The organism is Saccharothrix sp. ALI-22-I (assembly GCF_001984175.1).
Lineage (GTDB): Bacteria > Actinomycetota > Actinomycetes > Mycobacteriales > Pseudonocardiaceae > Actinosynnema.
Map to the genome: position 1 here is coordinate 773,299 of NZ_MTQP01000069.1, position 24,506 is coordinate 797,804.

The window sequence follows — 24,506 nt, forward strand, 5'->3', positions numbered from 1 at the left end:
GGCTCCATCCCTCGGGGGTCCTCGCCCCAAGTCGTAGGGGACAGCGGGCGGAGTTCCTGGCTCCCGGGACTTCTCCCGGTCACAGTGGCGGGACCGCGCCGGATTCACACCGGCTTCCTCCTGTTGCTTCGCCGTTCGGATCTCACCCTAGACGGCGGTTAGCATCCAGCCCATGGCCACCGACCGAGTTCGCCCGGACGCCTGCCCCGGCGCCATCGACGTGCACCAGGCCGCCGACGGCGGGTTGGCGCGCGTGCGGGTGCCCGGCGGCACGTTGAGCGCGGTGCAGTTCGACGCGCTCCGGACCGCCGCACTGGAGCTCGGCGACGGCACGATCGAACTCACCTCACGGGCAAACGCGCAGATCAGAGGCTTGAAACCAGGCGCGGAGCACGAGCTGGGCGGTCGGCTGCGCGAGGTCGGGCTGCTGCCGTCGATGACGCACGAGCGGATGCGGAACATCATCGCGGCGCCGTTGGACGACAACCAGGCGTTGGTCGACGCGATCGATGCCGCGCTGTGCGCCGTGCCTGAGCTGGCGTTTCTTCCCGGGCGGTTCCTGATCACGGTCGGTCACGCGGTCAGCGGCCTGGCGGGTGACATCGGGCTGGTCGGTGACGCGTTGTTCCTGGCCGGGCGGGATTCCGGGCTCCGCGTGACCGATCCGGTGGCGGCGGTGGTGACGGCGGCGAAAGCGTTCCAGCAAGTGCGTGTCAACGCCTGGCGGCTGTCCGAAGTGGACGACGGTGTGCGGAAGATCACCGACATAATGGGCGTTCCGGGTCCACCCGAGATCGAACCCGCTGTGACGCCGGTCCCACCGGGCGTGCACGGTTCCGCCGTCGTGGCGGGCGTGCCGTTGGGGCGGTTGGACGCGCGGCTCCTGGCCGGTGTGCCGGTGCGGCTCACGCCGTGGCGGAGCCTGGTGCTGCCGGCCGGGAGCGATACCACTGGCCTGTTCACCTCGCCGGACTCGCCGTGGCACGGCGTGAGCGCGTGCACCGGGCGGCCCGGCTGTGCGAAGTCCCTGGCCGACGTCCGGGCCGACGCGACCCGCTGGATCGAGAGCCGGAACGCCGGCGCACGCAGCGCGGTGCACTGGTCGGGTTGCGCACGGCGGTGCGGGCGTCCGGCCGGTGACGTGGTGGAGTTCGTCGCGACCGGCGACGGGTACGAGGAGATCAGGTGACCAGCTACGTCAAGGACGGCGCGGAGATCTACCGCCGTTCCTTCGCCACCATCCGCGCCGAGGCCGATCTGGCGCGGTTCCCGTCGGACGTCGCCCGGGTGGTGGTGCGGATGATCCACGCCTGCGGGATGGTCGACCTGGTTTCGGACATCGACTTCTCCCGTGACGTGGTCCGCGACGCGAGGGCGGCGCTGCTGGCCGGCGCGCCGATCCTGTGCGACGCGCAGATGGTCGCGGCGGGCGTGACGCGGCGTCGGCTGCCCGCGGACAACGAGGTCGTGTGCACGTTGAGCGACCCTCGGGTACCGGGCTTGGCGGCGGAGATGGGCAACACGCGCAGCGCCGCCGCGTTGGAGCTGTGGCGGGACAGGCTGGACGGCGCGGTGGTGGCCATCGGCAACGCGCCGACCGCGTTGTTCCACTTGCTGGACATGATCGCGGCGGGCGCGCCACGGCCGGCCGCCGTGCTGGGTGTGCCGGTCGGGTTCATCGGCGCGGCCGAGTCGAAGGACGCGTTGGCGGACAACGGTCTCGGGTTGGAGTACCTGGTCGTGCGCGGGCGTCGGGGCGGCAGCGCCATGACCGCGGCGGCGATCAACGCGATCGCGAGCGAGGAAGAATGACGGGCAGGCTGTACGGGGTCGGGGTGGGTCCGGGCGATCCGGAGCTGGTGACCGTCAAGGCGGCGCGGCTGATCGGCGAAGCGGACGTCGTGGTGTTCCACAGCGCTCGTCACGGGCGGAGCGTGGCGCGCCGGATCGCCGCGCCGTACCTGCGGGACGGGCAGATCGAGGAGCAGCTGGTCTACCCCGTCACCACCGAGGATTCCGACGACTACCAGGGCGAGATCGACGCGTTCTACGAGGAGTGCGCGGCCCGCTTGGCCGCCCACCTCGATGCCGGGCGCACGGTCGTGGTGCTGGCGGCGGGTGACCCGTTCTTCTACGGCTCCTACATGCACCTGCACAAGCGGTTGGCGCACCGGTACGAGGCCGAGGTGGTGCCGGGGGTGACGTCGGTGAGCGCCGGTGCGGCGGTGATCGGGCGGCCGTTGGTGGAGCGGGACGAGGTGTTGACCGTGCTGCCGGGGACGTTGTCCGCGGACGCGTTGGTGGAGCACCTGGCCGGCGGCGACCCGGTGGCGATCATGAAGCTGGGGCGGACGTTCCCGCAGGTGCGGGAGGCGTTGGCGCGAGCGGGGCGGCTGGACGAGGCCTGGTACGTGGAGCGGGCCACGACCGGTGGCCAGCGCACCGCGCCGCTGTCCGAAGTGGACGCCGAGGGCGTGCCGTACTTCTCGTTGGCGTTGCTGCCGAGCAGGCCCGCTCCGGCGCGTTCGGACTGCGAGGGCCGGGTCGTGGTGGTCGGGCTGGGTCCGGCGGGGCCGGAGTGGTTGACGCCGGAGGCCCGTCGGGCGTTGGCGGAGGCCGACGACCTGGTCGGGTACGTGACCTACCTGAACCGGGTGCCGGTGAACCCCCGGCAGCGGCGGCACGCCTCGGACAACAAGGTGGAGGCCGAGCGGGCGGCGTTCGCGCTGGACCTGGCCAAGCGCGGCCGTCGGGTCGCGGTGGTGTCGTCGGGCGATCCGGGTGTGTTCGCGATGGCCAGCGCGGTGCTTGAGGTGGCGACCGAGGAGCAGTTCTCGGACGTGCCGGTGCGCGTGCTGCCCGGCCTGACGGCGGCACACGCGGTGGCCAGCCGGGTCGGCGCGCCGTTGGGGCACGACTACTGCGTGGTGTCGTTGTCCGACCGGCTCAAGCCGTGGGACGTCATTGCCGAACGACTGGAGGCGGCGGCCAAGGCCGATCTGGTGCTGGCGATCTACAACCCGGCGTCACGCAGCCGGACGTGGCAGGTCGAGTCGGCACGGGACCTGCTGCTCAAGCACCGCTCCCCCGACACGCCGGTCGTCATCGGGCGGGACGTCGGCGGTCCGGAGGAATCCGTGCGGGTCGTGCGGTTGGCCGAACTGGACGCGTCCACTGTCGACATGCGGTGCCTGCTGCTGGTCGGCTCGTCGCAGACTCAGGTGAGCGCGCGCGGCACGGTGTTCACCCCGCGCCGCTACCCCGGGTGAGCCAGTCGAGCGCCTCGGCGACGGTCTCCACCAGCGGTGCGTCCGGTGGCGGCGGTCGGCGCACAACGACGACGGCGATGCCGAGGTGACGGGCGGCGGTCAGCTTGGCCGCCGTCATCGGGCCGCCGCTGTCCTTGGTGACCAGGACCTCGATCCGGTGTTCCCGCATGAGCCGCAGTTCGCCGTCCACTGTGTACGGTCCACGGTCGAGCAGGAGTTCCAGGTGGGGGTTCGGCGGGTCGGGCGGATCGACCGTGCGCGCCACACCCCCGGTGAACGCGGCCAGCTCCTGGCGTCCGGTGGTGATGAACGCCCGACGGCCGGCGACGAGTTCGGCGGCTTCGGCGACCGTGCCCACGTACTGCCAGTTCTCCTCGGGCGGCCAGCCGGGGCGGCGCAGCACCAGGAACGGGGTGCCGGTCGCGGTGGTCGCGGCGAGGGCGTTCGCGGTGATGCGGTCGGCGAACGGGTGGGTGGCGTCCACGACCGCGTCGACCTGCTCGGCTTTGAGGTAGGCCACGAGCCCTTCGACACCGCCGAACCCGCCGATGCGGACCTCGCCCTCGGGCAGCTTCGGGTCGGCCACCCGGCCGGCCAGCGACGAGATCACCCGGAGGCCGGTGAGCTCCCGGGCCAGTTCGCGGGCCTCGCCCGTGCCACCCAGTACCAGCACGGTCTTCACGGCTGTTGCATCCTGACATCGTGAGCACGAACCTGCGTTTCGGCTGGACGACCGGCGCCTGCGCCACCGCCGCCACCACGGCGGCGTACACGGCGCTGCTCACCGGTGAGTTCCCCGACCCGGTGGGGATCGTGCTGCCGAAGGGCCAGACGCCGTCGTTCGCGCTGGCCCGCGAAGAGCTGTCCGGCGACCGGGCGTTCGCCGCGATCGTGAAGGACGCGGGCGACGACCCGGACGTCACGCACGGCGCGTTGGTCGGCTCCACCGTCCGGCACGGCGCGCCGGGCAGCGGGGTGGTGTTCGAGGCCGGTCCCGGGGTCGGCACGGTGACCAAACCCGGCTTGCCGCTGCCGGTGGGCGAGCCTGCGATCAACCCCGTGCCGCGGCAGATGATGCGTGAGCACATCGCGCGGGTGGCTCTTGAGCACGGCGGCAGTGGCGATGTGGTCGTGTCGATCTCGGTCGAGCACGGCGAGGAGTTGGCCCGGAAGACGTGGAACCCCCGGTTGGGAATTCTGGGTGGGCTGTCGATCCTCGGCACGACGGGGATCGTGGTGCCGTACTCGTGCTCGGCGTGGATCGACAGCATCCGGCGCGGCATCGACGTGGCGCGGGCGCAGGGGTACCGGCACGTGGCCGGGTGCACCGGGAGCACGTCGGAGAAGGTCGCGGCGGCGGTGCACGGGCTGCCCGAGGACGCGTTGCTGGACATGGGCGACTTCGCCGGGGCCGTGTTGAAGTACCTGCGTCGTCACCCCGTGCCCCGGCTGACCATCGCGGGCGGGATCGGCAAGCTGTCCAAGCTGGCCGACGGACACTTGGACCTGCACTCCGGCCGTTCGCAGGTCAACCTGGGCTTCTTGGCGTCGCTGGTGGACGACCCCGCCGTGGCCGCGGCCGTGACGGAGGCGAACACCGCGCTCGGGGCTTTGCAGCTGTGCCAGGCGGCCGGGGTGCCGCTGGGTGACCTGGTCGCGGTGCGGGCCAAGGCGACGGCCGACGACGTCCTGCGCGGCGCACCCGTCACGGTGGACGTCATCGTGATCGACCGCGCGGGCACCATCGTGGGCAGGGCCTGAGGTCATGAACGGCAGCGGGTGGTCGAGTAGAGGTGGCTGTCCGGGAAGCCCTCGGCGGCCAGGACCTTGCCCACGACGATGACGGCGGTCCGTTTCACGCCTGCTGCCAGCACCTGCTCGGCGATGTCGGCGAGCGTGCCGCGCAAGACCAACTCGTCGTCACGGCTGGCTCGGGCGACCACCGCGACCGGGCAGTCCGCGCCGTAGCTCGGCAGCAGGTCCGCCACCACCTCCGCGATCCGCTGCACGGCCAGGTGCAGCACGAGGGTGGCCCCGGACCGCCCCAGGGTCACGAGGTCCTCGCCCGGCGGCATGGGCGTCGCGCGGGCCGACGTGCGGGTCAGGATGACGGTCTGCCCCACCCCTGGAACGGTCAGCTCACGGTTCAGCGCCGCAGCCGCGGCGGCGAAGGCGGGCACGCCCGGCGTCACGTCGTACGGGATGCCCAGGGCGTCCAGGCGGCGCATCTGCTCCGCCATCGCGCTGAACACCGACGGGTCACCCGAGTGCAGCCGCGCCACCTGCTGCCCCGCCGCGTGCGCGGCGGCGAGTTCGGTCACGATCTGGTCCAGATCAAGGGACGCGGTGTCCACCAAGCGGGCGTCGGGCGGGCAGTGTTCCAGCACTTCCACCGGCACCAGCGCGCCCGCGTAGAGGCACACCGGGGACTCGGCGATGAGCCGGGCCGCCCGCAGGGTCAGCAGGTCGGCCGCGCCCGGCCCGGCGCCGATGAAGTGGACGGTCACGCGTTCTCCCCTGTCACGTTCTCTTTGGTTACGACCCACGCTGTCACGGGCATCTGCGGGCGCCAGCCGGTGAAGCCGCCGATCGCCGTCGCCCGGCTGATCTCGATCCGGGTCAGGTCACCGCCGAGCCGGGCGTGCCACCGCGTGAGCACGGCCTCCGACTCCAGCGTGACGGCGTTGGCGACCAGCCGCCCACCGGGCCGGAGCGCGTCCCAGCAGCGTTCGACCACGCCTTCGACAGTGAGACCGCCACCGATGAACACGGCGTCCGGTACCTCAAGATCCAGAACACCGGGTGACGACCCGACGACCACCCGGACGTTCGGCACGCCCAACGTCGTGGCGTTGCGTGTGATGCGCGCAGCGCGCTCGACGTGCTGCTCCACGGCGATCGCCCGGCAGCTCGGGTGGGTCCGGCACCACTCGACGGCGATGCTGCCCGCACCCGCGCCGACGTCCCACAGCAGCTCCCCGGGACGCGGTGCGAGCAGCGACAACGTCACCGCGCGCACCTCCCGTTTGGTCAACTGCCCGTCGTGCTCGTACATGTCGTCCGGCCGTCCCGGCGTCAGCGACGCGCCGTCCGCACCACACTCGACCGCGAGGACGTGCAACGGATCGGCGGCGCCCAAATCGTGGTGCACCCGCTCCCCCTGCCCACCCAACTGCTCCAGCACGGTCAGCCGCGCGTCCGGCGCCAAGGCGGCAACCTCAAGAGGGTCACCACCGAGCACCAGCACACGCCGGCCCGGGTGCAGGTGCGGGACGACGAGCGAGGCAGGCTTGCCGACCAGGCTGACCACGTCCACGTCGTCCAGCGCCCACCCCAGCCGGGCGCACGCCAGCGACACCGAAGACGGGTGCGGCACGACCCGGACATCCCGAGCACCCAGCAGCCGGACCAGCGTCGTGCCGATGCCGTGGAACATCGGGTCACCGCTGGCCAGCACACCCACCCGCCGGCCCTCGTGCCGCGCCAGCAGCCCCGGCAAGGCCGGTACCAGCGGTGACGGCCACGGCACCCGTTCGAACGCGCCCGGGATCAGGTCGAGCTGACGGGTGCTGCCCATCAACACCTCACACGACGCGATCTCGTGGCGCGACGCGTGCGGCAGGCCCTCCCAACCGTCGGCCCCGATACCGATGACGGTGACACCCACGGACTCAGACCGTCCCCAACACGCGGGTGATGGCGATCTCGATCACCACACGCTCGGGGTTCACCCGAGGCATCCGGTAGCGGTCGGCGTAACGCCGCACGGCGTCCTCGACGGCCTCCGGCTCCTGCCGCACCACGGCCCGACCCTCCAACGTCGACCAGCGACGTCCGTCCACTTGGCACACGGCGGCAGGCGCGCCCCCATCACCGGCGGCGAGGATCTGGCGGACCTTGTGCGAGCCACGCGAAGTGATCACCCGTGCGGTGGCGGTGTCCACGTCCAGCGTGACGCCCACCGGCACGACGTGCGGCGTGCCGTTCGGGCGGATCGTGGTCAGCGTGCACAGGTGGCGCTCGGTCCAGAACGCGCGGAAGTCCTCACCCTTGGTCGACAACATGCGTGCATCATGCGGCACGCACCGGCTAGGGTGGAAAACGTGACGCGCCGATTTAGCCGCCCCCGACCGGGAGACCCGGTCGCTGGGGCCTGCGGCGCGCGCTAGTTCACGCGGTCCCGGTGGCGGACCGGCTCGGGGGATACCTCCAGCCGATGTCCACCACCGCTCGAAGGGACCACCCGCGATGCCTCGCGACCTCAGCAACCCCACGTACGGGCCGCACGCCATGCAACTCCTCGTCGACCTGATCACCGCCGCCCTGCCGGGTGAGCTGCGCGTGCTGCGCGACCACCCGGAAGTATCGATCGACGACAACTACACCGCGTTGGGCTACCCACCGGACGCCATCACCCGTGACGCCCGCTACACGCGCTACACCAGCGGAAACCGGATGCTGCGCAGCCACACCTCGGCCATGGTGCCGCCCGCCCTGCGGCTGCTGGGCACCGAACAGGGCTGGGACGACGTGACGTTGGCGTGCGTGGGGATGGTGTACCGCCGTGACGCGGTCGATCGCGTGCACTCGGGCACCCCGCACCAGCTCGACGTGTGGCGGATCTCCCACCACCAGGCCGACTTGGACGGGTTGATCGACGCCGTGATCACCGCCGCCGTGCCCGGGCTGCGCTACCGCACCACGCCCGCGTCCCACCCGTACACGTCGGCCGGCCGCCAGGTGGACGTGCTGGTGGACGGCGAGTGGCTGGAAGTCGCCGAGTGCGGTCTGGCGGCCCGGCACGTGCTGCGCCGGGCGTGGCTGCCCGACGACGTGCACGGCCTCGCCCTGGGCATGGGCCTGGACCGGCTGCTGATGCTGCGCAAGGGCATACCGGACATCCGCCTGCTGTCCTCCGACGACCCGCGCGTGGCCGCCCAGATGCTGGACCTCACCCCGTACCGGCCGGTGTCCAAGCACCCGCCGATCACCCGGGACATCTCGGTGGCCGCCGATCCGAAAGCCGACGCCGAGACCATCGGCGACACGGTTCGCGCCGCGATCGGTGACCTGGTCGAAGAGGTCGTCGTAGTGAGCGAGACCCCCGTCCACGACCTCCCGCCGGCCGCCGTCGCCAGGCTCGGCGCTCGGCCGGACCAGAAGAACGTGCTGCTCCGCCTGGTCCTCCGCCACCCCACCCGAACCCTCACCGACGACGAGGCCAACGCCGCCCGTGATGCCGCCTACGCGGCCGTGCACGAAGGCGATCAGCCCCTGATCTCGTTGAGGTAGTTGTAGATCGTGTACCGGGTCACGCCGAGCACGCCCGCCAGGTAGTCGACCGAGTCCCGGATGAGGAACAGGCCCGCTTCGTCCAGCACCCGCACCACCTGGGACTTGTGGGACTTCTTCATCAGTTCCACGGGCACCCCAACAGCCGTCACCGCACGCTCGACCAGGAGGCGTTGGAGGGTGTCCACATCACCGGGGAACGCTTCGACGGCCGACACGGCGCTCTCCGGGCGTCGGTTCGGGCCGGGGTCGCTGTTCACGCACAGGCAGCCGACGGCCACGCCCCGGGCGTCACGCAGGAACACGGTGGACGAGTGGATCACCCGGCCATCGGGGGCGTACGTCTCGTAGCCCGCCAGGTCCTGCGTGGTGCCCCGGCGGACCAGGCCGAGCAGCAGGTCGGTCATCGGGCCGCCGACGCTGCGGCCGGTGAGGTCGCCGGCGATGGCGATGATCGAGTTGGGCAGGGCGCCGAGGTCGTGCAGGACGACCTCGGCGCCCGGCCCCAACGCCTCGGCCAGGCTGTTGACGGTCGGGATCAGGGCCGTGAGCACGTCCGAGGTCGCCGCGGGCACCCGAGAGGTCTCGCGCGGCACTTCCACCGTGGTGGCGGCGGGTTTGCGGATCTCCTTCAACGCGGTGGCGAAGCGGGCGACGGTCTCGGCCGTAGTGGAAGCGTGCGGCGACAGGCGGACGTGCTCCGGGCGCACGGTGGCCGTCACGCCCGCCTCCACCAGCGCCGCGCCGATCACCGAGGGCGGGTGGTCGGGCAGGGTGAACGCCAGGATGCCCGCGCGGCGGTCCACCGCGGAGACGACCTCGCCGCCTGCTGCGTGGATGACCTCCACCAGATCGTCGGATTGTTCAACAATCCGCGCGCCAAGAGCCTCGACCCCGGCCAGCTCGACCAGCTCCAACGCCGCCGCCAACGCGCCCGACGCGATCGGGCTCAGGTTGGTGATCGACCACCCCGCCGCGGCTTCCCCCACCGGGTGGACCGTGTTGTTGAACAATCCCGGGTCCTCCGCGCCGGTCCAGCCCGACAACACCGGGTCGAGCCGTTCCAACGCGCGGTCCGACAGCGTCATGAACCCGGTCGACCAGCCCGCCCGCAGCCACTTCTGGCCGCCGACCACGAGCACGTCGGCCACCTCCCACGGCTCGTCCACCACCCCGAACCCCTGGATACCGTCCACGATCAACAACCGGTCACCGACCACCTCGCGCAACGCCGCCAGGTCGGCCCGGTACCCCGTCCGGAAGTCCACCGCGCTCACCGACACGGCCGCCGTCTCCGGCGTCAACGCCGCGCGCACCACGTCGGCCGTCACCGGACCGGCCGGCAGCCACGACACGTCCACCCGCGGCGACCGCGCCCACGGGTAGGTGTTCGCCGGGAACTCCCCCGACGACACCAGCACCTCACCGGACACGCCCAACGCCGCCTGGAACAGGCCGGTGCTCGTGTTCGGCAGCAACGTCACGTGGTCGGTGTCCCCGCGGCACAACCGGGCCACCGCCGCCTTCGCCCGCAGTTCCTGCCGCATCAGGTCGTCCACCGTGGACGGCCCGGCCGCCACCGACGCCTCCAACAGCCGCGTGGACGCGTCCACCACCGCGAACGACGGCGGCCCGAACCGGGCGAAGTCCAGGTACCCCTCCGGCTCCTGGAACTGGACGAGGTAGGACGACGGGATGCGCATGACCACCTAGAGCACCTTCGCGAGGAACTGCTGCGTGCGTTGCTGTCGCGGATTGTCCAGCACCTGTTCCGGCACCCCGGCCTCGACCACCGCGCCGTCCACCATGAACACCACCGAGTCCGCCACCTGCCGGGCGAACCCGACCTCGTGCGTCACCACGATCATCGTCATGCCGTCCCGGGCCAGGTCGACCATCACGTCCAACACCTCGCCCACCAGCTCCGGGTCCAACGCCGACGTCGGCTCGTCGAACAGCATGAGCTTCGGCCGCATCGCCAACGCCCGCGCGATCGCCACCCGCTGCTGCTGACCACCGGACAGCTGGTGCGGGTACGAGCCGGCCTTGTCGGCCAACCCCACCCGGTCCAGCAACGCCCGCGCCTCCTCCAGCGCCTGCTTCCGCGACGTCCGGAGCACGTGGACAGGCCCTTCGGCGACGTTCTCCACCGCGGTGCGGTGGGGGAACAGGTTGAACCGCTGGAACACCATGCCGATCCCCCGCCGCTGCCGCGCCACCTCCCGCTCGCGCAGCTCGAACAGCTTCCCGCCGCGCGTGGTGAACCCGACCGCCTGCCCGTCCACCCAGATCCGGCCCGCGTCGATCGTCTCCAGGTGGTTCACACAGCGCAGGAACGTCGACTTGCCCGCGCCCGACGGCCCGAGCAGGCACACCACCTGCCCCGCGTCCACGGTCAGATCAACGCCCCGCAGCACTTCGGTGTGACCGAACGACTTCCGCACACCCACCGCCCGCACCAGGCTCACCGCGCCACCCCCCTGCCGTAGTAGCGCTCCAGGAAGTGCTGCCCGACGCTCGCCACGCTGACCACGACCATGTACCACGCTGCGGCGGCCAGCAGCGTCTCCATGATCTGGAGGTTGCGCGAGGCGATGTTGTTGGCCGCGTGGATCAGCTCCAGGAACCCGATGACCGACGCCATGGACGTGCCCTTGAGCATGTTGATGAAGTTGTTGCCGGTCGGCGGGATGATCACCCGCATGGCCTGCGGCAGCACGACCCGCCGCAACGTGGTCGCGGGCGTCATGCCGATCGCCTTGGCCGCCTCGACCTGGCCGTGGTCCACGCTGTTCAGCCCGGCCCGCACGATCTCGGCCATGTACGCGCTCTCGTTGAGCCCCAACCCGAGCAGGGCCGCCACGAACGCGGTCACCAGCACGTTCGTCTTCTCCTCGAACAACCCGAACACGGAGATGTTCTCGAAGACCAGCGCCAGGTTGAACCACAGCAGGATCTGCAACAGCACCGGCAGGCCCCGGAACAGCCACACGTACCCGGCGGCGAACCAGCGGGCGACCGGGTTGGCCGACCGGCGCAGCAGCGCGATCACCACGCCGAGCACGATCGCGCCCGCCTGCGCGGCCAACGCCAGCACGACCGTGTTGACCAGGCCGCGCAGCATGATGTCGTGGGTGAAGAACCCCGGCACGGCCGCGTAGTCGATCTTCGCGTCGGCCAGCGCCCAGCCCAGCGCGCCGAGCACGCCGAGGATCACCGCGCCGCCGACCCACCGCCCCCAGTGCCGCAGCGGGACGACGACCAGCTCGTCCTGGGCGGTGTCACCCTTCGCGAGGTCCCCCTCGGTGCCCCCTTGGGCGGTGTCACTGTCCATTGACGGTCACCTTCGTCACCGCGCCCTGCGACACGTCCCAGGCGTCGAGGATCTTGCCGTAGGTGCCGTCGTCCACGAGCGCCTGCAACGCCTTCTGGATGGCCGCCGTCAGCTCCGGGGTGCTCTTGTTGACGCCGATGCCGTACGGGCCGCCGTTGATCGGGGCCAGCTCCACGACCTCGAAGAACTCGCCGTCACCGGCGGTCTTGGCGACGTAGACGGCGGTGGGCAGGTCGTTGAGGATCGCCGCCACCCGGCCGGTGCGCAACTGGTTCTGGTTCTGCGTGTCACTGTCCGTGGCCGTCACCGAGATCGGGTCGCCCGACAGGCACTGGAACTGTTTGGCGTAGGTCTCCTGGCTGGAACCCAGGTTGACCGCGACCGCCTTGCCGCACAGGTCGTCCGGGCCCTTGATGCCCGACGGGTTGCCCTTCTGCACCATGATCGTGATGCCGGAGGTGAAGTAGTCGACGAAGTCGATCGCCTGCTGCCGTTCGGCGGTGTCGTTCATCGCGGCCATGGTCACGTCGATCCGGCCGGCCTGGAGGCTGGTGATGAGCGAGCTGAACGCCATGTCCTGGTGCTCGACGGTCAGGCCCAGCTTGGCCCCGATGGCCTTGGCCAGGTCGACCTCGGAGCCGACCGCGGTCTTGCCGTCGGCGGCGTAGAAGTTGTTCGGCGGGTTCTGGATGTTCGAGCCGACGCGCAGCTTGCCGGCCTCGGCGACGGCCGGGGGCAGGGTCGCGGCCAGCGCGTCGTCCTTGGTGACCGCCTCCACGATCGCCGAGGTGGATGGCAGGTCGTCGGCCGGCCCGGCCGGTTGGTCCTCGGCGGGCGTACCGCACGCGACCAGCGCGAACAGGGACAGGGCGAGGGCTGCGGTCCTGCGCACGGGACACCTCCTGCTTTTCGTGTGGCCGAAAGCTACAACGTTTTGTTGAAGGCGTCCACATCCTGTTGAAGGGAATGTGGCGGGTGTGGAATTCGTTGCGGTGGGTATAAGGGGGCGACCCCCATGTCCACAGCAAGGAGGACGCATGGCCACCGTGGAGCTGACCGCGGAGAACTTCGACGAGGTTGTCGGCGGCTCCGAGATGGTCTTGGTCGACTTCTGGGCCGACTGGTGCGGACCGTGCAAGCAGTTCGGCCCGACCTACGAGAAGTCCGCCGAGAAGCACACCGACGTCGTGTTCGGCAAGGTCGACACCGAGGCGCAGCAGCAGCTGGCGGCGGCGTTCCAGATCCGCTCGATCCCGACGCTGATGATCGTGCGCGACGGTGTCGTCCTCTACGCCCAGCCCGGTGCCCTGCCGGAGTCGGCGTTGGAGGACCTGATCGAGCAGGCCCGCAAGGTCGACATGGACGAGGTGCGCAAGCAGGTCGCGGAGCAGAACGCCGAACAGCAGGCCTGATCCGATCCACCGATCAGTCCGATCCGATCCACCGATCAGTCCATCGCGGTCGTGTCGCGGGGTGGGGCCACCGGGTCCTGCCCCGCGGGCTGTCCGGCCTCGATCCGCCGGCCCCGCTCCAGCTCCGCGTCCAGTTCCGCGCCGAGCAGCAGCGCCAGGTTCGAGATCCACAGCCACACCAGGAAGATGATCACACCGGCCAGTGAGCCGTAGGTCTTGTTGTAGGACCCGAAGTTCGCCACGTAGAACGCGAAGCCGAACGACGCGGCGACCCACACCAGCACGGTGACCAGGCCGCCCGGCGTGATCCACAGGAAGCTCGGCTGCCGCACGTTCGGCGACGCCCAGAACAGCAGGCCGATCGCCAGGCTGGCGAGCAGGAACAGCACCGGCCACTTCGCGATGTCCCACACCGTCACGAACGTCGGGCCCAGCCCGATCAGGTTGCCCAGCCACTCGGCCACCCCTCCGGTGAGCGTCACACCGAGGGCTGTCAGCGCCAGCAGCACCACCACGCCGATCGTCAGCGCCAGTCGCAGCGGGATGACCTTCCAGATCGGCCGGCCCTCCTCGACGTCGTAGATCGAGTTCGACGCGCGCATGAACGCGCCGACGTACCCCGAGGCCGACCACAGCGCGGCGACCAGACCGACGATCGCGAACAGCCCGCTGGCCTCGGACTTCTGCAAGTTCTCGATCGCGCCCGCGATGGTGTCCTTGGCCTCGCCCGGCCCCAGCACGTCCAGGCTGTCCACAATGGTCTGCGTCGCGCTCGGTCCGAGCAGCCCCAGCAGCGCGGTCAACAGCAGCAGACCGGGGAACAGCGACAGCACGGCGTAGTAGGTCAGGGCGGCGGCCCAGTCGGTGAGGTCGTCGTCCTTGAACTCCTTGACGGTCCGCTTGAGCACGGCCCACCACGACCGCCTCGGCAGTTGGGTGGGCGCCTCGGGTGCCTGTGCCATGGCGGACGGGTTCCCCCGAACACGGTGCGTACACCCACGCGTTTTCGGGTAGTCGGAGGTCGAGTGGAGAGAGGAGACGGACATGAGTCACGTCGCCACCACCCGCACGGACGACCGTACCTCCGATCGCGTCACCGGGCACGCCACCGACCACGAGCCGTCCACCGCCGAACTGGTGAACAGGCTGTCGGAGCAGGTGACGCGGCTGGCGCGGGACGAGATCCGGTTGGCCGCGGCCGAGATGCGCACCAAGGGCAAGCGCGTCGGCACCGGTGCCGGGCTGCTCGGCGGTGCGGGCGTGCTGGCCTGGTTCGGCCTGATGACGGTGCTCGCGGGGCTGGTGCTGTTGCTGGCCACGGTCATGCCGGCGTGGATCGCGGCGTTCGTGGTCGCGGTGGCCCTGTTCGCCGTCGCGGGCGTGCTCGCGCTGGTCGGCCGCAAGCAGATCGACCGCGGCACCCCACCGGTGCCGGAAGAGGCCATCGCGGGCGTCAAGCAGGACATCGCCACAGTGAGCGAGAGGGCACACCGATGAGCGGCAAGGACGTCCCCAAGGACCCGGACGAGCTGCGCGCCGATGTCGAGCAGACCCGACGCGACCTCGGCAACACCGTGGAAGCGCTCGTGCACAAGACCGACGTGCCCGGACGGGTCAAGGAGAAGGCGCACGAGGGAGTGGAACAGGTGAAGGAGACCGCTACGCGGGCCAACGCGGCCGTCTCGGCGGCGGCGGGCAAGACGACCGCCGCGGTCAGCCACGCCGCCGACAAGGCGGGCGAGCAGGTCAGTGTGGTCGGCGAGAAGGCCGGCGCCGTGGCCACCCAGGTCGGCCACAAGGCGAGCGAAGTGGCAGGTCAGGTGGGCCACAAGGCGAGCGAGGTCGCGGGCCAGGTCGGCGAGAAGGCCGGTGTGGTCGCCGGCCAGGTGAGCGAGAAGGCCGCCCAGGCGGTCGAGGCGCTGCCGCCGCCCGTGCAGCAGCGCGTCGAGCAGGGCGTGCAGCAGGCCCGCCGGCACCCCGGCGCGGTCACGGCGGGCGCGGTCGCCGTCGTGCTGCTGCTGTGGAGGCTCCTGCGCAGGAGGCGGTCGGCATGAGCAAGCTGCTCTACCGACCTCTCGGGCTGCTGTTCAGCGTGCTCGGCGGGCTCGCCGCCAGCGCTTTGTTCGGCCAGGTGTGGAAGCTGATCACCGGCACCAAGGAAGCCCCGACCGCGACCCAGAAGGACCGCGGCTGGGGCGAGGTGCTGCTGGCCGCGACCGTCCAGGGCGCCATCTTCGGCCTGGTGAAGGCCGCGATCGATCGGGGTGGCGCCACCGGCTACGACCGGCTCACCGGCGAATGGCCCGGTGACACGAACAAGCACGACGGCGACTGACACCCGGCTGGGCCAGGAGGGCGGTTCGTCCTCTTGGCCCAGTCCTCGCCCTGGGGCGTCAGAGGTGCCCCTTGCGCCGCATCCACGACAGGCCGCATCCACGACAGGGCGCATCCACGACAGGGCGGCCCACAGGCTCCTCTGACCTGCGAGGATGTTCCACTATGACGGCGGTTCGTCCGCCCTACCGCGCTTCTCGTCCTCGTCGATGAACTGTTCCGGGTCAACGTCGAGGTTGGGCGGCTCGGGCGTACCCGCCGAGTGCGGCGGATCGGGGTTGATCGGTCCTTCGGTCTCACCCAGGTCTTCTTCGTCGCGTTCTTCGATTGGCTCTCCGGGTTCGGTCATGCCGTCGAAGTACCCCGACACACCCGCTTGGAACCAGTCCGATTCACCCGGCCGGGCTAACGGACTTAACAGCGTCGGATCAGAACCGGGGCGTCCGCTTCTCCAGGAACGCCGCCACGCCCTCCGCGTACTCCGCGCTGTGCACGGCCTCGTCGTACAGCGCCCGCACGGCGTCGTCCTCGTCGTGCTGCCCGTCGGTGATCCGGTTGACGATCTGCTTCGCGCCGCGGACGCTGACCTGGGCGCGGGCGGCGATCGTCTCGGACAGCTGCTTGACCCGCGCCTCCAGCGCGTCGGCCGGGTGCACCTCGTTGACCAGGCCGATCCGCAGCGCGGTGGCCGCGTCGACGATCTCGCCACCGAACAGGATCTGCTTCGCCCACGCCGGGCCGACCACGTCGACCAACCGCTTGGTGGAAGTGAAGTTGTAGACGATGCCGAGCTTGGCGGGCGTGATGCCGAACCGGGCGTCCGCCGCCGCCACCCGCAGGTCGCAAGCCAGCGCGATCTCGCAGCCGCCGCCGATGCAGAATCCGGTGATCGCGGCGATGGTGGGCTTGCCGAGGGTGGCGATGGCGCGTTCGCCGTTGTGCACGGCCTCGCTGTACCGGGCCGCGCCGTCCGCGCCCTTGCGCAGGGTGGAGAACTCGCTGATGTCCGCGCCCGCCGAGAAGTGCTCGCCACCGCGTACCACCAGCACGCGCACCGCGTCGTCTTTTTCCACCTGGGTCAGCAGGCCGGGCAGCGCGGACCACATGTCGTAGCTCATGGCGTTGCGCTTGGCCGGGCGGTCGATGGTCAACACCGCCACCGGGCCTGCGGTGTCGAGCCTCAGCGTCATTACCGGAGGGTAAAGCGTGACCGGCGGTCGCCGGGAGTGAGCGCCCTCACGAGGAGAGGATCGAGAAGGCCAAGCCGCCGATCACCGCGCCCAGGACCGCGCCGACGACGACCTGCGCCTTCGTGTGGTCGCCCAGCGCCACCCGTGACCAGGCCACCAACGCCACCAGCGGCGCGGCCAGGAGCACCCAGGGGCCGTAGGTGATGGTCAGGACCGCCACCGCGCCCGCCGCTACCGCCGAGTGGACCGATACCTTCCAGCCGCGCCCGCCGTTCACCGGCAGGCCGAACGTCACCGCCAGGCAGATGAGCAGGCTGAGGAACATCGACAACGCCAGCGCCACCATCGCCCTCGGCGCACCGCCGAACGTCAGTGCGGCGATCCCCAGACCGAGTGACGCCACGCAGACCAGCAACGGCACCAGCCGTCCCTCGCGATTGGTCACGTGGTGGCCTTCCCACCGGCCCCGCCGCGCACCGCGCACGATCACCGCCATCGGGATGACCGACCCGGTCAACCCCACCACCGCGCCCCACAGCAGCGTCTCCGGCAGGCTCCTGGTGGCACGCCAAGCCACCAACAACGGCAGGCTCAGCACGAGCACCCACGGCGCCAACACCTCCGTGACCAGTCGAGCCAACGGTGGTGCGGAAGTGCGAGCAGTCACGCCGCACACCTTAGACCGCGAGAGTCGAACACTCGGGTAGCGAGAGTCGAACCCCCAAGTCGCGCGTGTCCAACGTTCGCGTCACGCGTGTCCAACATTCAGAACACCCGAGTTGAACACTCGGAACGTCGGCCGACTGTCCTGAGTGTTCAACTCGGGGTACCGGAACGTTGGACACGCGCGTTCTGAACGTTGGACACGCGGGGGCTGGGGGTTCGGCTCTCGGGTTTAGCGGTAGGTGTTGCGGGTGTAGGTGAGGCTGAACGTGCCGCGGTTGGCGAAGTAGACCGAGACCAGGTAGGCGGGGTCGGTGGCGAGCATGCCGCGCGGGAGGTCGTTGCCGTCGTTGGCGTCGTCCCAGCCCCAGGCGGTGTTGGCTGCGTTGTCCTTGCCGTTGTCACCGCGGAACGTGCCCCAACTCGCGAACGTGGTGGAGCTGTTGCGCTGCGCCCACAGACCACCGGCGGCGAAGGTGTCCACGAGCCGGTAGCCGACCGACCGGTCGTTGCCGCCCGACGGCACCTCGCCGGTCGTGCTCGGCACGTAGACCACGCCGTCGCCGCCGGGGAACTCCGCGCCGTTCCACGCGTACAGGCCGTGGCCCTTGGCTTCCTGGCGGGTGGTCGGCCGGGTGCCGTTGAGCCGCAGGGTGCCGTCGGTGCCCTCCCGTCCGGAGGTGAACGTGCTGCCCGCCGGGACGTAGGAGTAGAAGTCGCTGTGCGCCACCGTCACCACGGCTTCGAGCTTGCCGTAGGCCGAACCGTCCTTGCGGACCGTCGCCAGCATGCCCTCCATGTCGTTCTCGTGCGTGGTCAGCCCGAGCGGGTCGGGCGAGTCCTCCCAGTCACGCGGGTGGTAGAAGCTGTAGACCACGAACCAGTGCGTCGAGGTCTCCACGACCGAGTAGTATGCGGCGCCGGTGAGGCGGGCGAGCGAGTCGTCCTGGCTCTCCCAGTTGTTCAGCGCGTTCCACTCGCCGTCGAAGTCCACAGAGGACAGGTAGTCGGCGTCGTAGTCGGACGAGTCCGTGTCCTGGTAGTGGACCGGCGCCCAGTGGAAGGCGAGTTCGGCGTCGGTCGCGGCGTGCGCCGGGGTCGTGAGGAATGCCGATAACGTGGCGGCCGCGAACAGGGACGCGGCGATCTTGCGTGCAGGGGACATGCTCCACCTCCGTCAGGGTTGCCCGTCGGAGCCAACGGGCCGCGCTGAACCCTGCGGTGAAGAAACGACCAACACAAGAGATATTCAGGTGGTCATTTTCAAGACGCCTGCCAGGCCGCCAGAACCCTTCGGAACGCCGAACGTTCCACCTGATCGGGGCAGCGAGGTATTCGCGTTGAGACGACGCGCCCTCCCGTCCACGACGCGATGGCCTCGTGGACGGAGGGCGGGCGGTGGCTGGTACCGGTACCGGCCCCGGCGCAGCTGTTGTCGTATTCGCCTCAGTACGGTGCGGTCGTGGGCCAGACGATCGCGCTGGTGGGGATGGTTTCGGTGAGTCGCCGGAGATAGGTGGACGGCAGGGCGCCCTGGTTTCGCAACGCGGTGGCGATGAGTCGGGCGACCTCGATCGCACCGAACGCCTGGAAGTGCGTGTTGTCCTGGATGCCGTCGGGGTAGTTGGGGTACTGCCCGGCCGCCAGGTGCATGAAGTGCTTCTTCGTTCCCTCGACGCCTTCGCGGTTCCACAGCGCCATGCTGGACGCGGTCAGGTCGATCAGCGGTACGCCTTTGGCCGCCGCGAGTTCGCGCATCGCCGCCGGGTAGGCGCCGTGCGACGGGGAAGCGACCCCCGCGCTGGTGAAGCGGCGTCGTTCCACGGGCGTGATCAGGATCGGGATCGCTCCCTTGGCCCGGCTCTTGTCGATGTACTGGGAGAGATACGACTTGTACGTTGTCGACGGCTCGGTGTAGCGGGTCGGGTCCTCGATCTTCTCGTCGTTGTGCCCGAACGAGATGAGCAGGTAGTCACCGCTCTTGATCAGGCCCAGGATGTGGTCGAGCCGGCCCAGGTCGATGAAGCTCTTGGAACTGGCCCCCGACTTGGCCACGTTCACCGCCACGGCCTTGGAGGTGAGGAACACCGGCAGCGCCTGCCCCCAGCCGGTCCGGGGAGCCAGCGAGGACACATAAGTCGACCCGGTGGAGTCTCCCGCGATGTAGACACGAACGGGGGCCGCCGCCGAGGCACCCGCCACCGTGACGGCCATCGGAGCGATCGATAACGCTGCCACAACACCGATGACCGCAGGCGTGACGAGCCGTCGGCCCTTGAACCGTTGCCACATCGGACGTTTGAGGAGCATGCGTCGTCTTCCCTTCCGGAGGTCGACGGCCTGGGGCGCTCCCCGAGACCGACGGATCGATCAGCGCGCCCGTACCCCGCGCGCTCCAGGCGGATAACCGCACTCGCCGACCGGATTAAGCGGCCGGGAACATCCGGGCCATGCCCGGTGGTGGGGTGAACGGGCGCCAGCGGCCCGCGCGTTGGGCGAGGCGGTCGGCGATCACCCACAGCACGGAGGAGTTGTAGCCGTAGCCGAGGTGACTGGAGGCCACCGCGACGTTCTCCCGCCGCGCGCCGGGCGTCGAGACGCACGCCTGCCACGCCACGATGCCGTCCGACTTCGAGTACACCGACGTCGACGGCACCGGGAACGGCGGGCGGGTGTGCTCGGGTGGCGGTACGTCCGCGCCGGACACGTAGAACCGGGCCAGCAGCCGGTACACCGGGTTGACCCGCGTCTGCCGCAGGTCGGTCATCGCGTACGGGCTGCCGAGCGTGATCACCTGGCGCACCATCCCGGGGTGATCGCGGGCCAGTTCGCGGGCGAAGATGCCGCCCAGCGACCAGCCGACGACGCTCACCTTGCCGCCGACGGCCAGTTCCCGCAGCAACTCGCGCATCCCGCGCACGACCTCGACCGACGGCCCGATGTTCAGGCCCAGCCCCCAGCCGTGCACGTCGTAGCCCAGGCCGGTGAGGAACTTGCGCAGCATGGCGGTGGAGGCGTCGGTCCCGCCGAGGCCCGGCAGGACGAGGACGGTGTGGCCGTCGCCGCTCGGCGCGGCACGCAGCAGCGCACGGGTGGCGGCGAACTGGCCGATGTCGACGACGGCCCGGGTCGGCTCGGTGAGGTACCAGAGCAGGCTCGGCGCGGAATCCGGTGCCGCGTGCAGGTCAAGGTGGTCCGGTGGGATGTCCGGTAGTGCTGACATTGGCCCCTCCCCCCGCTCCGCGTCGAGCGCGCCCCACGTAACCATGATGTTTCGCGGCGATCGTTTACGCCAGTACCCAGAAGTCTCGATTTATGGCCGGCCGTCTCTTATGGCCTCTTATGGCCCGGCCGTCTCAACAGCCACTCGCGCGTCACCTGGACCGCGGTGTCGCCGCAGGCCTACGGTCGGGCCATGGACCGGATGAGCGCGATGGACGCGGGTTTCTTCTTCATCGAGGACGAGAACGTGCCCATGCACGTCGGCTCGGTCCTGGTTTTCGAAGGTCCGGCCCCGTCGTACGGCGACGTGGTCCGGCTGTTCGCGGCCAAGCTGGGCAACGTGCCCCGGTACCGGCAGCGGGTGAAAGCGCTCCCACTGCACGTCGGCCGCCCGGTGTGGGTGGACGACGAGCACTTCCAGATCCTCTACCACGTCCGGCACACGGCGGTGCCGGCGCCGGGCGCGGACGACCAGCTCCGCAACCTCGCCGGACGGTTGTTCGCGCAGCGCCTGGACCTGGCCAAGCCGCTGTGGGAGGTGTGGTTGGTCGAGGGGCTGGAGGGCGGCCGGTGGGCGATCATCTCCAAGGTCCACCACTGCCTGATCGACGGTGTCGCGGGCACCGACCTGATGCAGGTGTTGCTGGACTGGCGCGAGGAGGCACCGCTGCCCGAGCCGGTGCAGTGGAAGCCCGCGTCCAGTCCTTCGACGTTGGACCTCGTCGTGGACGGGGTGCGGGACGCGGTGTTGACGCCGGTCAAGCACTTGGCCGCGTTCCCGGCGTTGGCCAAGCGGTTGCGCAGCGGTTCGGAGGTGCTGGACATCGGCCGTGCCGTGCTGGAGAGCCTGCCGACCACGGCTCGACGGCTCACCACCAGCACCCCGAAGACGTTGAACGGCCCGATCGGACCGCACCGGCGCTGGGTGTGGGCGAAGGCGAACCTGGCCGAGATCAAGGCGGTCCGCAAGGTCACCGGTGGCACGGTGAACGACGTCATCCTGACCGCCGTGACGAACGGGTTCCGCGACCTGCTCGCCAAACGGGACGAGCTGGCGGACGGTCAGGTGGTGCGCAGCATGGTGCCGGTGTCGATGCGGTCGTCCGCCGAGCGCGGGGTGCTGAACAACCGGGTCAGCGCGGTGCTGGTGAACCTGCCCGTCAGCGAGCCGGACCCGTTGGCGCGCCTGGCATCGATCCGCGAGCAGATGGACGACCTGAAGAGCAGCCGCCAGGCAGCGGGCGCGGACGTGCTCACCAACCTGTCCAACTTCGCCGCCCCCACCCTGCTGGCACTGGGTTCGCGCACCGCCATGCGTTTCCCGCAGCAGCTGTTGCAGACGGTCACGACGAACGTCCCCGGCCCCCGCATCCCGTTGTACATGCTCGGCAGGCGTCTGTCGGAGATCTACCCGTACGTGCCCATCGCCAGCACCATGCGAATCAGCGTCGGGATCTTCTCCTACCTCGACCAGATCACCTTCGGCATCAACGCGGACTTCGACGGCGTGCCGGACGTGCAAGTGCTGGCCGACGGCATCCGCGCAGGCTTCGACGACCTCGTCACCGCGACCGCGAGCTGACCTTGTCCGCCGCCACCGCCCCCGCCAACTCGACCGCCTCCGCCGCCGCCTCACCGATCTTGGTCAACGCCCGTGGATCGACGTACAACTCCACGTCCTGACCGATCTTGAACACCACCGCACCCCCACCCGGTTCGACTTCGTAGTTGATCCACACATCACTGGGAATCTGCGCCCACAACTGCACCCGAGCCCGACCCATTTCCGCCTCCCCCTTCCCGCCTCTGTTACGATCGTGCCCAAGGTCGCTAATATTAGCAAGTAGCACAACCTGATCAGGTGAAAGATCATGTCGATGTCAACCTCAGTAGCAGGCTGGGAGCTTGGCCTCCGACTGCGCGAGCGCCGCGAACTCATGGACATCACCGCCGTGTCCGCCGGGAAGGCGATCGGCACCAGCCAGTCGTACATCTCCGGCATCGAGAGCGGAAAGCTCAAGATCAACGCACGCAAACTCGCCGAACTGGCCGCAGTCCTGGAGTTCGACGAGGCGGAAGTCGAGGAACTGCAAGAACTTCGCGAGGCGGCGGGCAAGCGGGCTTGGTGGAGCGCGTACTCCGCCATGTTCAGCGCCGAGGTGTCCAGGTACTTCGGTTTCGAGGCCGGCGCCGAGAGCATTCGCGCCTACAGCGCGGGCATGATCACCAGCCTGCTCCAGACCGAGGACTACGCCATGGCGATCATGAACGGTGGTGCGCCGAGCATCCGGCTGGCGGAAGCGAACCGCCGCGTCGAAGTGAGGATGAAGCGGCAACAGCGACTCGAAGGCGACGATCCGGTCCGGCTCACCACGGTGATCACCGAATCAGGACTGCGCCAGATGGTCGGCGGCCGCACGGTGATGGCGGCACAGCTCAAACACCTGGTCGCGAAGATCAACCAACATCCGGACACGATCGAGGTACGGATCGTGCCGTTCAGCGCCGACTACCACAACGCCATCGGCGGATCGACCTTCTACATCCTCGGCTTCGCCAGCAGCAGGCTGCCCGACTTGGTGTGGCAGGAGACCGTGTCGACCACCGATCTGATCGATCAGCCGATGCGCATCCGCGAGTACAGTCTGGCCCACAGCCAGGCAATGGATTACGCGCTCGACCGGACCGAATCGCTCGGCCTGATCGAGCAGATCGGTAAGGAGTTCGCGTGAACGACCCGATCAACCGCACCGGCTGGTTCAAGTCGAGTCGTAGCGCCGAAAACCCGGCCTGCGTGGAGATCCGATTCACCACCGACGCGACCGACGTGCGTGACTCGAAGAACCCGGCCGGGCCGATGCTGTCGTTCCCGCGTGCCGCTTGGGCGAAGTTCCTGCGTCGCTAGGCGAGCCAGGCCTTGATCCGCTCGGCCACCAGCTCCGGCACTTCCAGCTGCGGGACATGGCCGACGCCTTCGAGGACGTCGAACCGCCAGGACGGGTTGCGGCGGGCGACTTCTCGGGCCGATGCGACCGGCACCAGGCGGTCCTGGGCGCCCGACATCAGGTAGACCGGCACGCGCACCCTGCTCATCGCGGCGTAGTACCGGCGCTTGGTCGCGCCCGTCCAGACCACCGAACGGGCAGCGGCGAGGAAGGCCTCGTCCAGGCCCGGCACCTCGGCGCGCTGCTCCAGCAGCGACATCGACGCCAGGATCATCTCCTCCGGCACCAGCTCCGGGTTGACGCACACCAGGTTCAGCACCCGTTTCACCTGCCGGCGCGGCGGGACCCCCACACGTGACTTCGTCAGGAACCACTGGCCCAGGCCCGGCACCGCGTACATCGCGAACGCCGCCGTCACCTGCGGGTCGAGGCGGACACCCAAGGGCAGCGGCACGGCCGGGTCCAGCAGTGCCAGCGCGGTGACCGACGCGGGACGGCGGGCGGCGTGCAGGATCGCGATCATCCCGCCCATCGAGTTGCCGATCAGCACCGCCGGCTCACCGACCACCTCGGCGAGGAACCGTTCGAGCAGCCGCGCGTTGGCGGGCACCGTCGTGGAGCGCCCCTCCGGATGGGTGAGACCGAACCCGGCGAGGTCGACGGCCAGCACCCGGTGCCGGTCGACCAGGTGCGGCGCGAGCAGGCACCAGTTCAGGTGCGATCCGCCCAAACCGTGCACCAGCACCACCGGCGGCCCGTCACCGCCGAAGTCGACGTAGTGCACCGGACCGTCCAGATCGACGTACCGGCTGGTCCCGCCCCAGTGGTCGAGTGTGGTCATACCG

29 protein-coding genes and 1 riboswitch are annotated in these 24,506 nt (G+C 70.1%); of the genes, 12 read left to right on the plus strand and 17 right to left on the minus strand.

Features of this window, described 5'->3' with window-relative positions; translation table 11 throughout:
* Positions 1 to 29: 29 nt before the first annotated feature.
* Positions 30 to 165, minus strand: a riboswitch (cobalamin riboswitch).
* 7 nt (positions 166 to 172) lie between these two features.
* From ALI22I_RS45580 to ALI22I_RS45590, 3 genes are read left to right on the plus strand one after another with little or no spacing between them, the layout of a single operon-like run.
* Entirely contained in the window at positions 173 to 1,189 is a 1,017-nt protein-coding gene (locus ALI22I_RS45580) for a hypothetical protein (protein WP_077011745.1), read from the plus strand.
* Positions 1,186 to 1,812, plus strand: coding sequence for a precorrin-8X methylmutase (locus ALI22I_RS45585; protein ID WP_077011746.1), 627 nt, complete (start codon positions 1,186 to 1,188; stop codon positions 1,810 to 1,812). The genes ALI22I_RS45580 and ALI22I_RS45585 overlap by 4 nt, the downstream gene beginning before the upstream one ends.
* The gene (locus tag ALI22I_RS45590) at positions 1,809 to 3,269 is read left to right on the plus strand and encodes a precorrin-2 C(20)-methyltransferase (RefSeq protein ID WP_077011747.1); all 1,461 of its coding nucleotides are present in this window, start codon (positions 1,809 to 1,811) and stop codon (positions 3,267 to 3,269) included. The genes ALI22I_RS45585 and ALI22I_RS45590 overlap by 4 nt, the downstream gene beginning before the upstream one ends.
* On the opposite strand, the gene ALI22I_RS45595 is transcribed toward ALI22I_RS45590, so the two are convergent.
* Positions 3,244 to 3,951, minus strand: coding sequence for a cobalt-precorrin-6A reductase (locus tag ALI22I_RS45595; RefSeq protein ID WP_077011748.1), 708 nt, complete (start codon positions 3,949 to 3,951; stop codon positions 3,244 to 3,246). The two genes, ALI22I_RS45590 and ALI22I_RS45595, sit on opposite strands and share 26 nt — an antisense overlap.
* Before the next feature lie 20 nt (positions 3,952 to 3,971).
* Here ALI22I_RS45595 and ALI22I_RS45600 point away from each other — a divergent pair, with 20 nt between their 5' ends.
* Entirely contained in the window at positions 3,972 to 5,030 is a 1,059-nt protein-coding gene (locus ALI22I_RS45600) for a cobalt-precorrin-5B (C(1))-methyltransferase (RefSeq protein WP_083752492.1), read from the plus strand.
* A 2-nt stretch (positions 5,031 to 5,032) separates the two neighbouring features.
* Here the strand turns inward: ALI22I_RS45600 and cobM are convergent, their stop codons facing one another.
* Genes cobM through ALI22I_RS45615 form a run of 3 tightly spaced genes read right to left on the minus strand, consistent with a single transcriptional unit; the run spans position 5,033 to position 7,333 of the window.
* On the minus strand, positions 5,033 to 5,776 hold the full coding sequence (gene cobM, locus ALI22I_RS45605) for a precorrin-4 C(11)-methyltransferase (RefSeq protein WP_077011750.1): 744 nt from the start codon (positions 5,774 to 5,776) through the stop codon (positions 5,033 to 5,035).
* Complete coding sequence (gene cbiE, locus ALI22I_RS45610) at positions 5,773 to 6,936, minus strand: precorrin-6y C5,15-methyltransferase (decarboxylating) subunit CbiE (protein ID WP_077011751.1); 1,164 nt, start codon at positions 6,934 to 6,936, stop codon at positions 5,773 to 5,775. The genes cobM and cbiE overlap by 4 nt, the downstream gene beginning before the upstream one ends.
* A gap of 4 nt (positions 6,937 to 6,940) precedes the next feature.
* Complete coding sequence (locus tag ALI22I_RS45615) at positions 6,941 to 7,333, minus strand: pyridoxamine 5'-phosphate oxidase family protein (RefSeq protein WP_077011752.1); 393 nt, start codon at positions 7,331 to 7,333, stop codon at positions 6,941 to 6,943.
* A gap of 184 nt (positions 7,334 to 7,517) precedes the next feature.
* Here ALI22I_RS45615 and srmL point away from each other — a divergent pair, with 184 nt between their 5' ends.
* On the plus strand, positions 7,518 to 8,561 hold the full coding sequence (srmL, locus tag ALI22I_RS45620) for a PheS-related mystery ligase SrmL (protein WP_077011753.1): 1,044 nt from the start codon (positions 7,518 to 7,520) through the stop codon (positions 8,559 to 8,561).
* Here srmL and ALI22I_RS45625 read toward each other — a convergent pair.
* From ALI22I_RS45625 to ALI22I_RS45640, 4 genes are read right to left on the minus strand one after another with little or no spacing between them, the layout of a single operon-like run.
* Positions 8,537 to 10,264, minus strand: coding sequence for an aminotransferase class V-fold PLP-dependent enzyme (locus tag ALI22I_RS45625; RefSeq protein WP_077012107.1), 1,728 nt, complete (start codon positions 10,262 to 10,264; stop codon positions 8,537 to 8,539). The genes srmL and ALI22I_RS45625 overlap by 25 nt on opposite strands.
* A 6-nt stretch (positions 10,265 to 10,270) precedes the next feature.
* Positions 10,271 to 11,029: an amino acid ABC transporter ATP-binding protein gene (locus ALI22I_RS45630; RefSeq protein WP_077011754.1), complete on the minus strand. Its 759-nt coding sequence runs from the start codon at positions 11,027 to 11,029 to the stop codon at positions 10,271 to 10,273.
* Complete coding sequence (locus ALI22I_RS45635; protein ID WP_083752493.1) at positions 11,026 to 11,895, minus strand: amino acid ABC transporter permease; 870 nt, start codon at positions 11,893 to 11,895, stop codon at positions 11,026 to 11,028. The genes ALI22I_RS45630 and ALI22I_RS45635 overlap by 4 nt, the downstream gene beginning before the upstream one ends.
* Complete coding sequence (locus ALI22I_RS45640) at positions 11,885 to 12,787, minus strand: ABC transporter substrate-binding protein (protein ID WP_077011755.1); 903 nt, start codon at positions 12,785 to 12,787, stop codon at positions 11,885 to 11,887. The genes ALI22I_RS45635 and ALI22I_RS45640 overlap by 11 nt, the downstream gene beginning before the upstream one ends.
* Positions 12,788 to 12,932: 145 nt before the next feature.
* Here ALI22I_RS45640 and trxA point away from each other — a divergent pair, with 145 nt between their 5' ends.
* Entirely contained in the window at positions 12,933 to 13,307 is a 375-nt protein-coding gene (gene trxA, locus ALI22I_RS45645) for a thioredoxin (RefSeq protein ID WP_077011756.1), read from the plus strand.
* Between the two features lie 35 nt (positions 13,308 to 13,342).
* On the opposite strand, the gene ALI22I_RS45650 is transcribed toward trxA, so the two are convergent.
* Positions 13,343 to 14,269 carry a YihY/virulence factor BrkB family protein gene (locus ALI22I_RS45650; RefSeq protein ID WP_077011757.1) on the minus strand — a complete coding sequence of 309 codons (927 nt, stop codon included), beginning with the start codon at positions 14,267 to 14,269 and terminating at the stop codon, positions 13,343 to 13,345.
* Between the two features lie 82 nt (positions 14,270 to 14,351).
* Here ALI22I_RS45650 and ALI22I_RS45655 point away from each other — a divergent pair, with 82 nt between their 5' ends.
* Genes ALI22I_RS45655 through ALI22I_RS45665 form a run of 3 tightly spaced genes read left to right on the plus strand, consistent with a single transcriptional unit; the run spans position 14,352 to position 15,642 of the window.
* The gene (locus ALI22I_RS45655) at positions 14,352 to 14,804 is read left to right on the plus strand and encodes a phage holin family protein (protein WP_083752494.1); all 453 of its coding nucleotides are present in this window, start codon (positions 14,352 to 14,354) and stop codon (positions 14,802 to 14,804) included.
* Complete coding sequence (locus tag ALI22I_RS45660; RefSeq protein ID WP_077011758.1) at positions 14,801 to 15,361, plus strand: DUF3618 domain-containing protein; 561 nt, start codon at positions 14,801 to 14,803, stop codon at positions 15,359 to 15,361. Before ALI22I_RS45655 ends, ALI22I_RS45660 begins: the two co-directional genes overlap by 4 nt.
* The gene (locus ALI22I_RS45665) at positions 15,358 to 15,642 is read left to right on the plus strand and encodes a DUF4235 domain-containing protein (RefSeq protein ID WP_077011759.1); all 285 of its coding nucleotides are present in this window, start codon (positions 15,358 to 15,360) and stop codon (positions 15,640 to 15,642) included. The genes ALI22I_RS45660 and ALI22I_RS45665 overlap by 4 nt, the downstream gene beginning before the upstream one ends.
* A gap of 162 nt (positions 15,643 to 15,804) precedes the next feature.
* Here ALI22I_RS45665 and ALI22I_RS45670 read toward each other — a convergent pair whose 3' ends face one another.
* The 6 genes from ALI22I_RS45670 to ALI22I_RS45695 form a co-directional block, all read right to left on the minus strand.
* Complete coding sequence (locus ALI22I_RS45670) at positions 15,805 to 15,990, minus strand: hypothetical protein (RefSeq protein WP_143532782.1); 186 nt, start codon at positions 15,988 to 15,990, stop codon at positions 15,805 to 15,807.
* A 79-nt stretch (positions 15,991 to 16,069) separates the two neighbouring features.
* Positions 16,070 to 16,831 (minus strand): enoyl-CoA hydratase/isomerase family protein, encoded by a 762-nt coding sequence (locus tag ALI22I_RS45675; RefSeq protein ID WP_077011761.1) that lies wholly within the window; start codon positions 16,829 to 16,831, stop codon positions 16,070 to 16,072.
* A gap of 46 nt (positions 16,832 to 16,877) precedes the next feature.
* Positions 16,878 to 17,498, minus strand: a complete 621-nt coding sequence (locus ALI22I_RS45680) for a hypothetical protein (protein WP_077011762.1) — start codon at positions 17,496 to 17,498, stop codon at positions 16,878 to 16,880.
* 228 nt (positions 17,499 to 17,726) lie between these two features.
* On the minus strand, positions 17,727 to 18,659 hold the full coding sequence (locus ALI22I_RS45685; protein ID WP_077011763.1) for a hypothetical protein: 933 nt from the start codon (positions 18,657 to 18,659) through the stop codon (positions 17,727 to 17,729).
* Positions 18,660 to 18,940: 281 nt separating this feature from the next.
* Complete coding sequence (locus ALI22I_RS45690; RefSeq protein WP_238598903.1) at positions 18,941 to 19,708, minus strand: rhamnogalacturonan acetylesterase; 768 nt, start codon at positions 19,706 to 19,708, stop codon at positions 18,941 to 18,943.
* 211 nt (positions 19,709 to 19,919) lie between these two features.
* Positions 19,920 to 20,717, minus strand: coding sequence for a lipase family alpha/beta hydrolase (locus ALI22I_RS45695; protein WP_083752497.1), 798 nt, complete (start codon positions 20,715 to 20,717; stop codon positions 19,920 to 19,922).
* 192 nt (positions 20,718 to 20,909) lie between these two features.
* Here ALI22I_RS45695 and ALI22I_RS45700 point away from each other — a divergent pair, with 192 nt between their 5' ends.
* Positions 20,910 to 22,298 (plus strand): WS/DGAT/MGAT family O-acyltransferase, encoded by a 1,389-nt coding sequence (locus ALI22I_RS45700; protein ID WP_077012112.1) that lies wholly within the window; start codon positions 20,910 to 20,912, stop codon positions 22,296 to 22,298.
* Here the strand turns inward: ALI22I_RS45700 and ALI22I_RS45705 are convergent.
* Positions 22,279 to 22,500, minus strand: a complete 222-nt coding sequence (locus ALI22I_RS45705) for a hypothetical protein (protein ID WP_077011764.1) — start codon at positions 22,498 to 22,500, stop codon at positions 22,279 to 22,281. The genes ALI22I_RS45700 and ALI22I_RS45705 overlap by 20 nt on opposite strands.
* An 87-nt stretch (positions 22,501 to 22,587) precedes the next feature.
* On the opposite strand from ALI22I_RS45705, the gene ALI22I_RS45710 reads away from it, so the two are divergent.
* Complete coding sequence (locus ALI22I_RS45710; protein ID WP_077011765.1) at positions 22,588 to 23,448, plus strand: helix-turn-helix domain-containing protein; 861 nt, start codon at positions 22,588 to 22,590, stop codon at positions 23,446 to 23,448.
* Positions 23,445 to 23,621 carry a DUF397 domain-containing protein gene (locus tag ALI22I_RS45715; protein ID WP_238598904.1) on the plus strand — a complete coding sequence of 59 codons (177 nt, stop codon included), beginning with the start codon at positions 23,445 to 23,447 and terminating at the stop codon, positions 23,619 to 23,621. Before ALI22I_RS45710 ends, ALI22I_RS45715 begins: the two co-directional genes overlap by 4 nt.
* On the opposite strand, the gene ALI22I_RS45720 is transcribed toward ALI22I_RS45715, so the two are convergent.
* Positions 23,618 to 24,502, minus strand: coding sequence for an alpha/beta fold hydrolase (locus ALI22I_RS45720; protein ID WP_077011766.1), 885 nt, complete (start codon positions 24,500 to 24,502; stop codon positions 23,618 to 23,620). The genes ALI22I_RS45715 and ALI22I_RS45720 overlap by 4 nt on opposite strands.
* Between the last annotated feature and the right edge of the window lie 4 nt (positions 24,503 to 24,506).

Bases quoted from the DNA above. Each gene is read 5' to 3' on its own strand.
- ALI22I_RS45580 (WP_077011745.1), top strand. From the start codon at position 173: ATGGCCACCGACCGAGTTCGCCCGGACGCCTGCCCCGGCGCCATCGAC.
- ALI22I_RS45590 (WP_077011747.1), top strand. From the start codon at position 1,809: ATGACGGGCAGGCTGTACGGGGTCGGGGTGGGTCCGGGCGATCCGGAG.
- ALI22I_RS45615 (WP_077011752.1), bottom strand. From the start codon at position 7,333: ATGTTGTCGACCAAGGGTGAGGACTTCCGCGCGTTCTGGACCGAGCGC.
- srmL (WP_077011753.1), top strand. From the start codon at position 7,518: ATGCCTCGCGACCTCAGCAACCCCACGTACGGGCCGCACGCCATGCAA.
- ALI22I_RS45625 (WP_077012107.1), bottom strand. From the start codon at position 10,264: ATGCGCATCCCGTCGTCCTACCTCGTCCAGTTCCAGGAGCCGGAGGGG.
- ALI22I_RS45635 (WP_083752493.1), bottom strand. From the start codon at position 11,895: ATGGACAGTGACACCGCCCAAGGGGGCACCGAGGGGGACCTCGCGAAG.
- trxA (WP_077011756.1), top strand. From the start codon at position 12,933: ATGGCCACCGTGGAGCTGACCGCGGAGAACTTCGACGAGGTTGTCGGC.
- ALI22I_RS45650 (WP_077011757.1), bottom strand. From the start codon at position 14,269: ATGGCACAGGCACCCGAGGCGCCCACCCAACTGCCGAGGCGGTCGTGG.
- ALI22I_RS45655 (WP_083752494.1), top strand. From the start codon at position 14,352: ATGAGTCACGTCGCCACCACCCGCACGGACGACCGTACCTCCGATCGC.
- ALI22I_RS45660 (WP_077011758.1), top strand. From the start codon at position 14,801: ATGAGCGGCAAGGACGTCCCCAAGGACCCGGACGAGCTGCGCGCCGAT.
- ALI22I_RS45665 (WP_077011759.1), top strand. From the start codon at position 15,358: ATGAGCAAGCTGCTCTACCGACCTCTCGGGCTGCTGTTCAGCGTGCTC.
- ALI22I_RS45670 (WP_143532782.1), bottom strand. From the start codon at position 15,990: ATGACCGAACCCGGAGAGCCAATCGAAGAACGCGACGAAGAAGACCTG.
- ALI22I_RS45675 (WP_077011761.1), bottom strand. From the start codon at position 16,831: ATGACGCTGAGGCTCGACACCGCAGGCCCGGTGGCGGTGTTGACCATC.
- ALI22I_RS45685 (WP_077011763.1), bottom strand. From the start codon at position 18,659: ATGTCCCCTGCACGCAAGATCGCCGCGTCCCTGTTCGCGGCCGCCACG.
- ALI22I_RS45690 (WP_238598903.1), bottom strand. From the start codon at position 19,708: ATGGCCGTCACGGTGGCGGGTGCCTCGGCGGCGGCCCCCGTTCGTGTC.
- ALI22I_RS45695 (WP_083752497.1), bottom strand. From the start codon at position 20,717: ATGTCAGCACTACCGGACATCCCACCGGACCACCTTGACCTGCACGCG.
- ALI22I_RS45700 (WP_077012112.1), top strand. From the start codon at position 20,910: ATGGACCGGATGAGCGCGATGGACGCGGGTTTCTTCTTCATCGAGGAC.
- ALI22I_RS45705 (WP_077011764.1), bottom strand. From the start codon at position 22,500: ATGGGTCGGGCTCGGGTGCAGTTGTGGGCGCAGATTCCCAGTGATGTG.
- ALI22I_RS45710 (WP_077011765.1), top strand. From the start codon at position 22,588: ATGTCGATGTCAACCTCAGTAGCAGGCTGGGAGCTTGGCCTCCGACTG.
- ALI22I_RS45720 (WP_077011766.1), bottom strand. From the start codon at position 24,502: ATGACCACACTCGACCACTGGGGCGGGACCAGCCGGTACGTCGATCTG.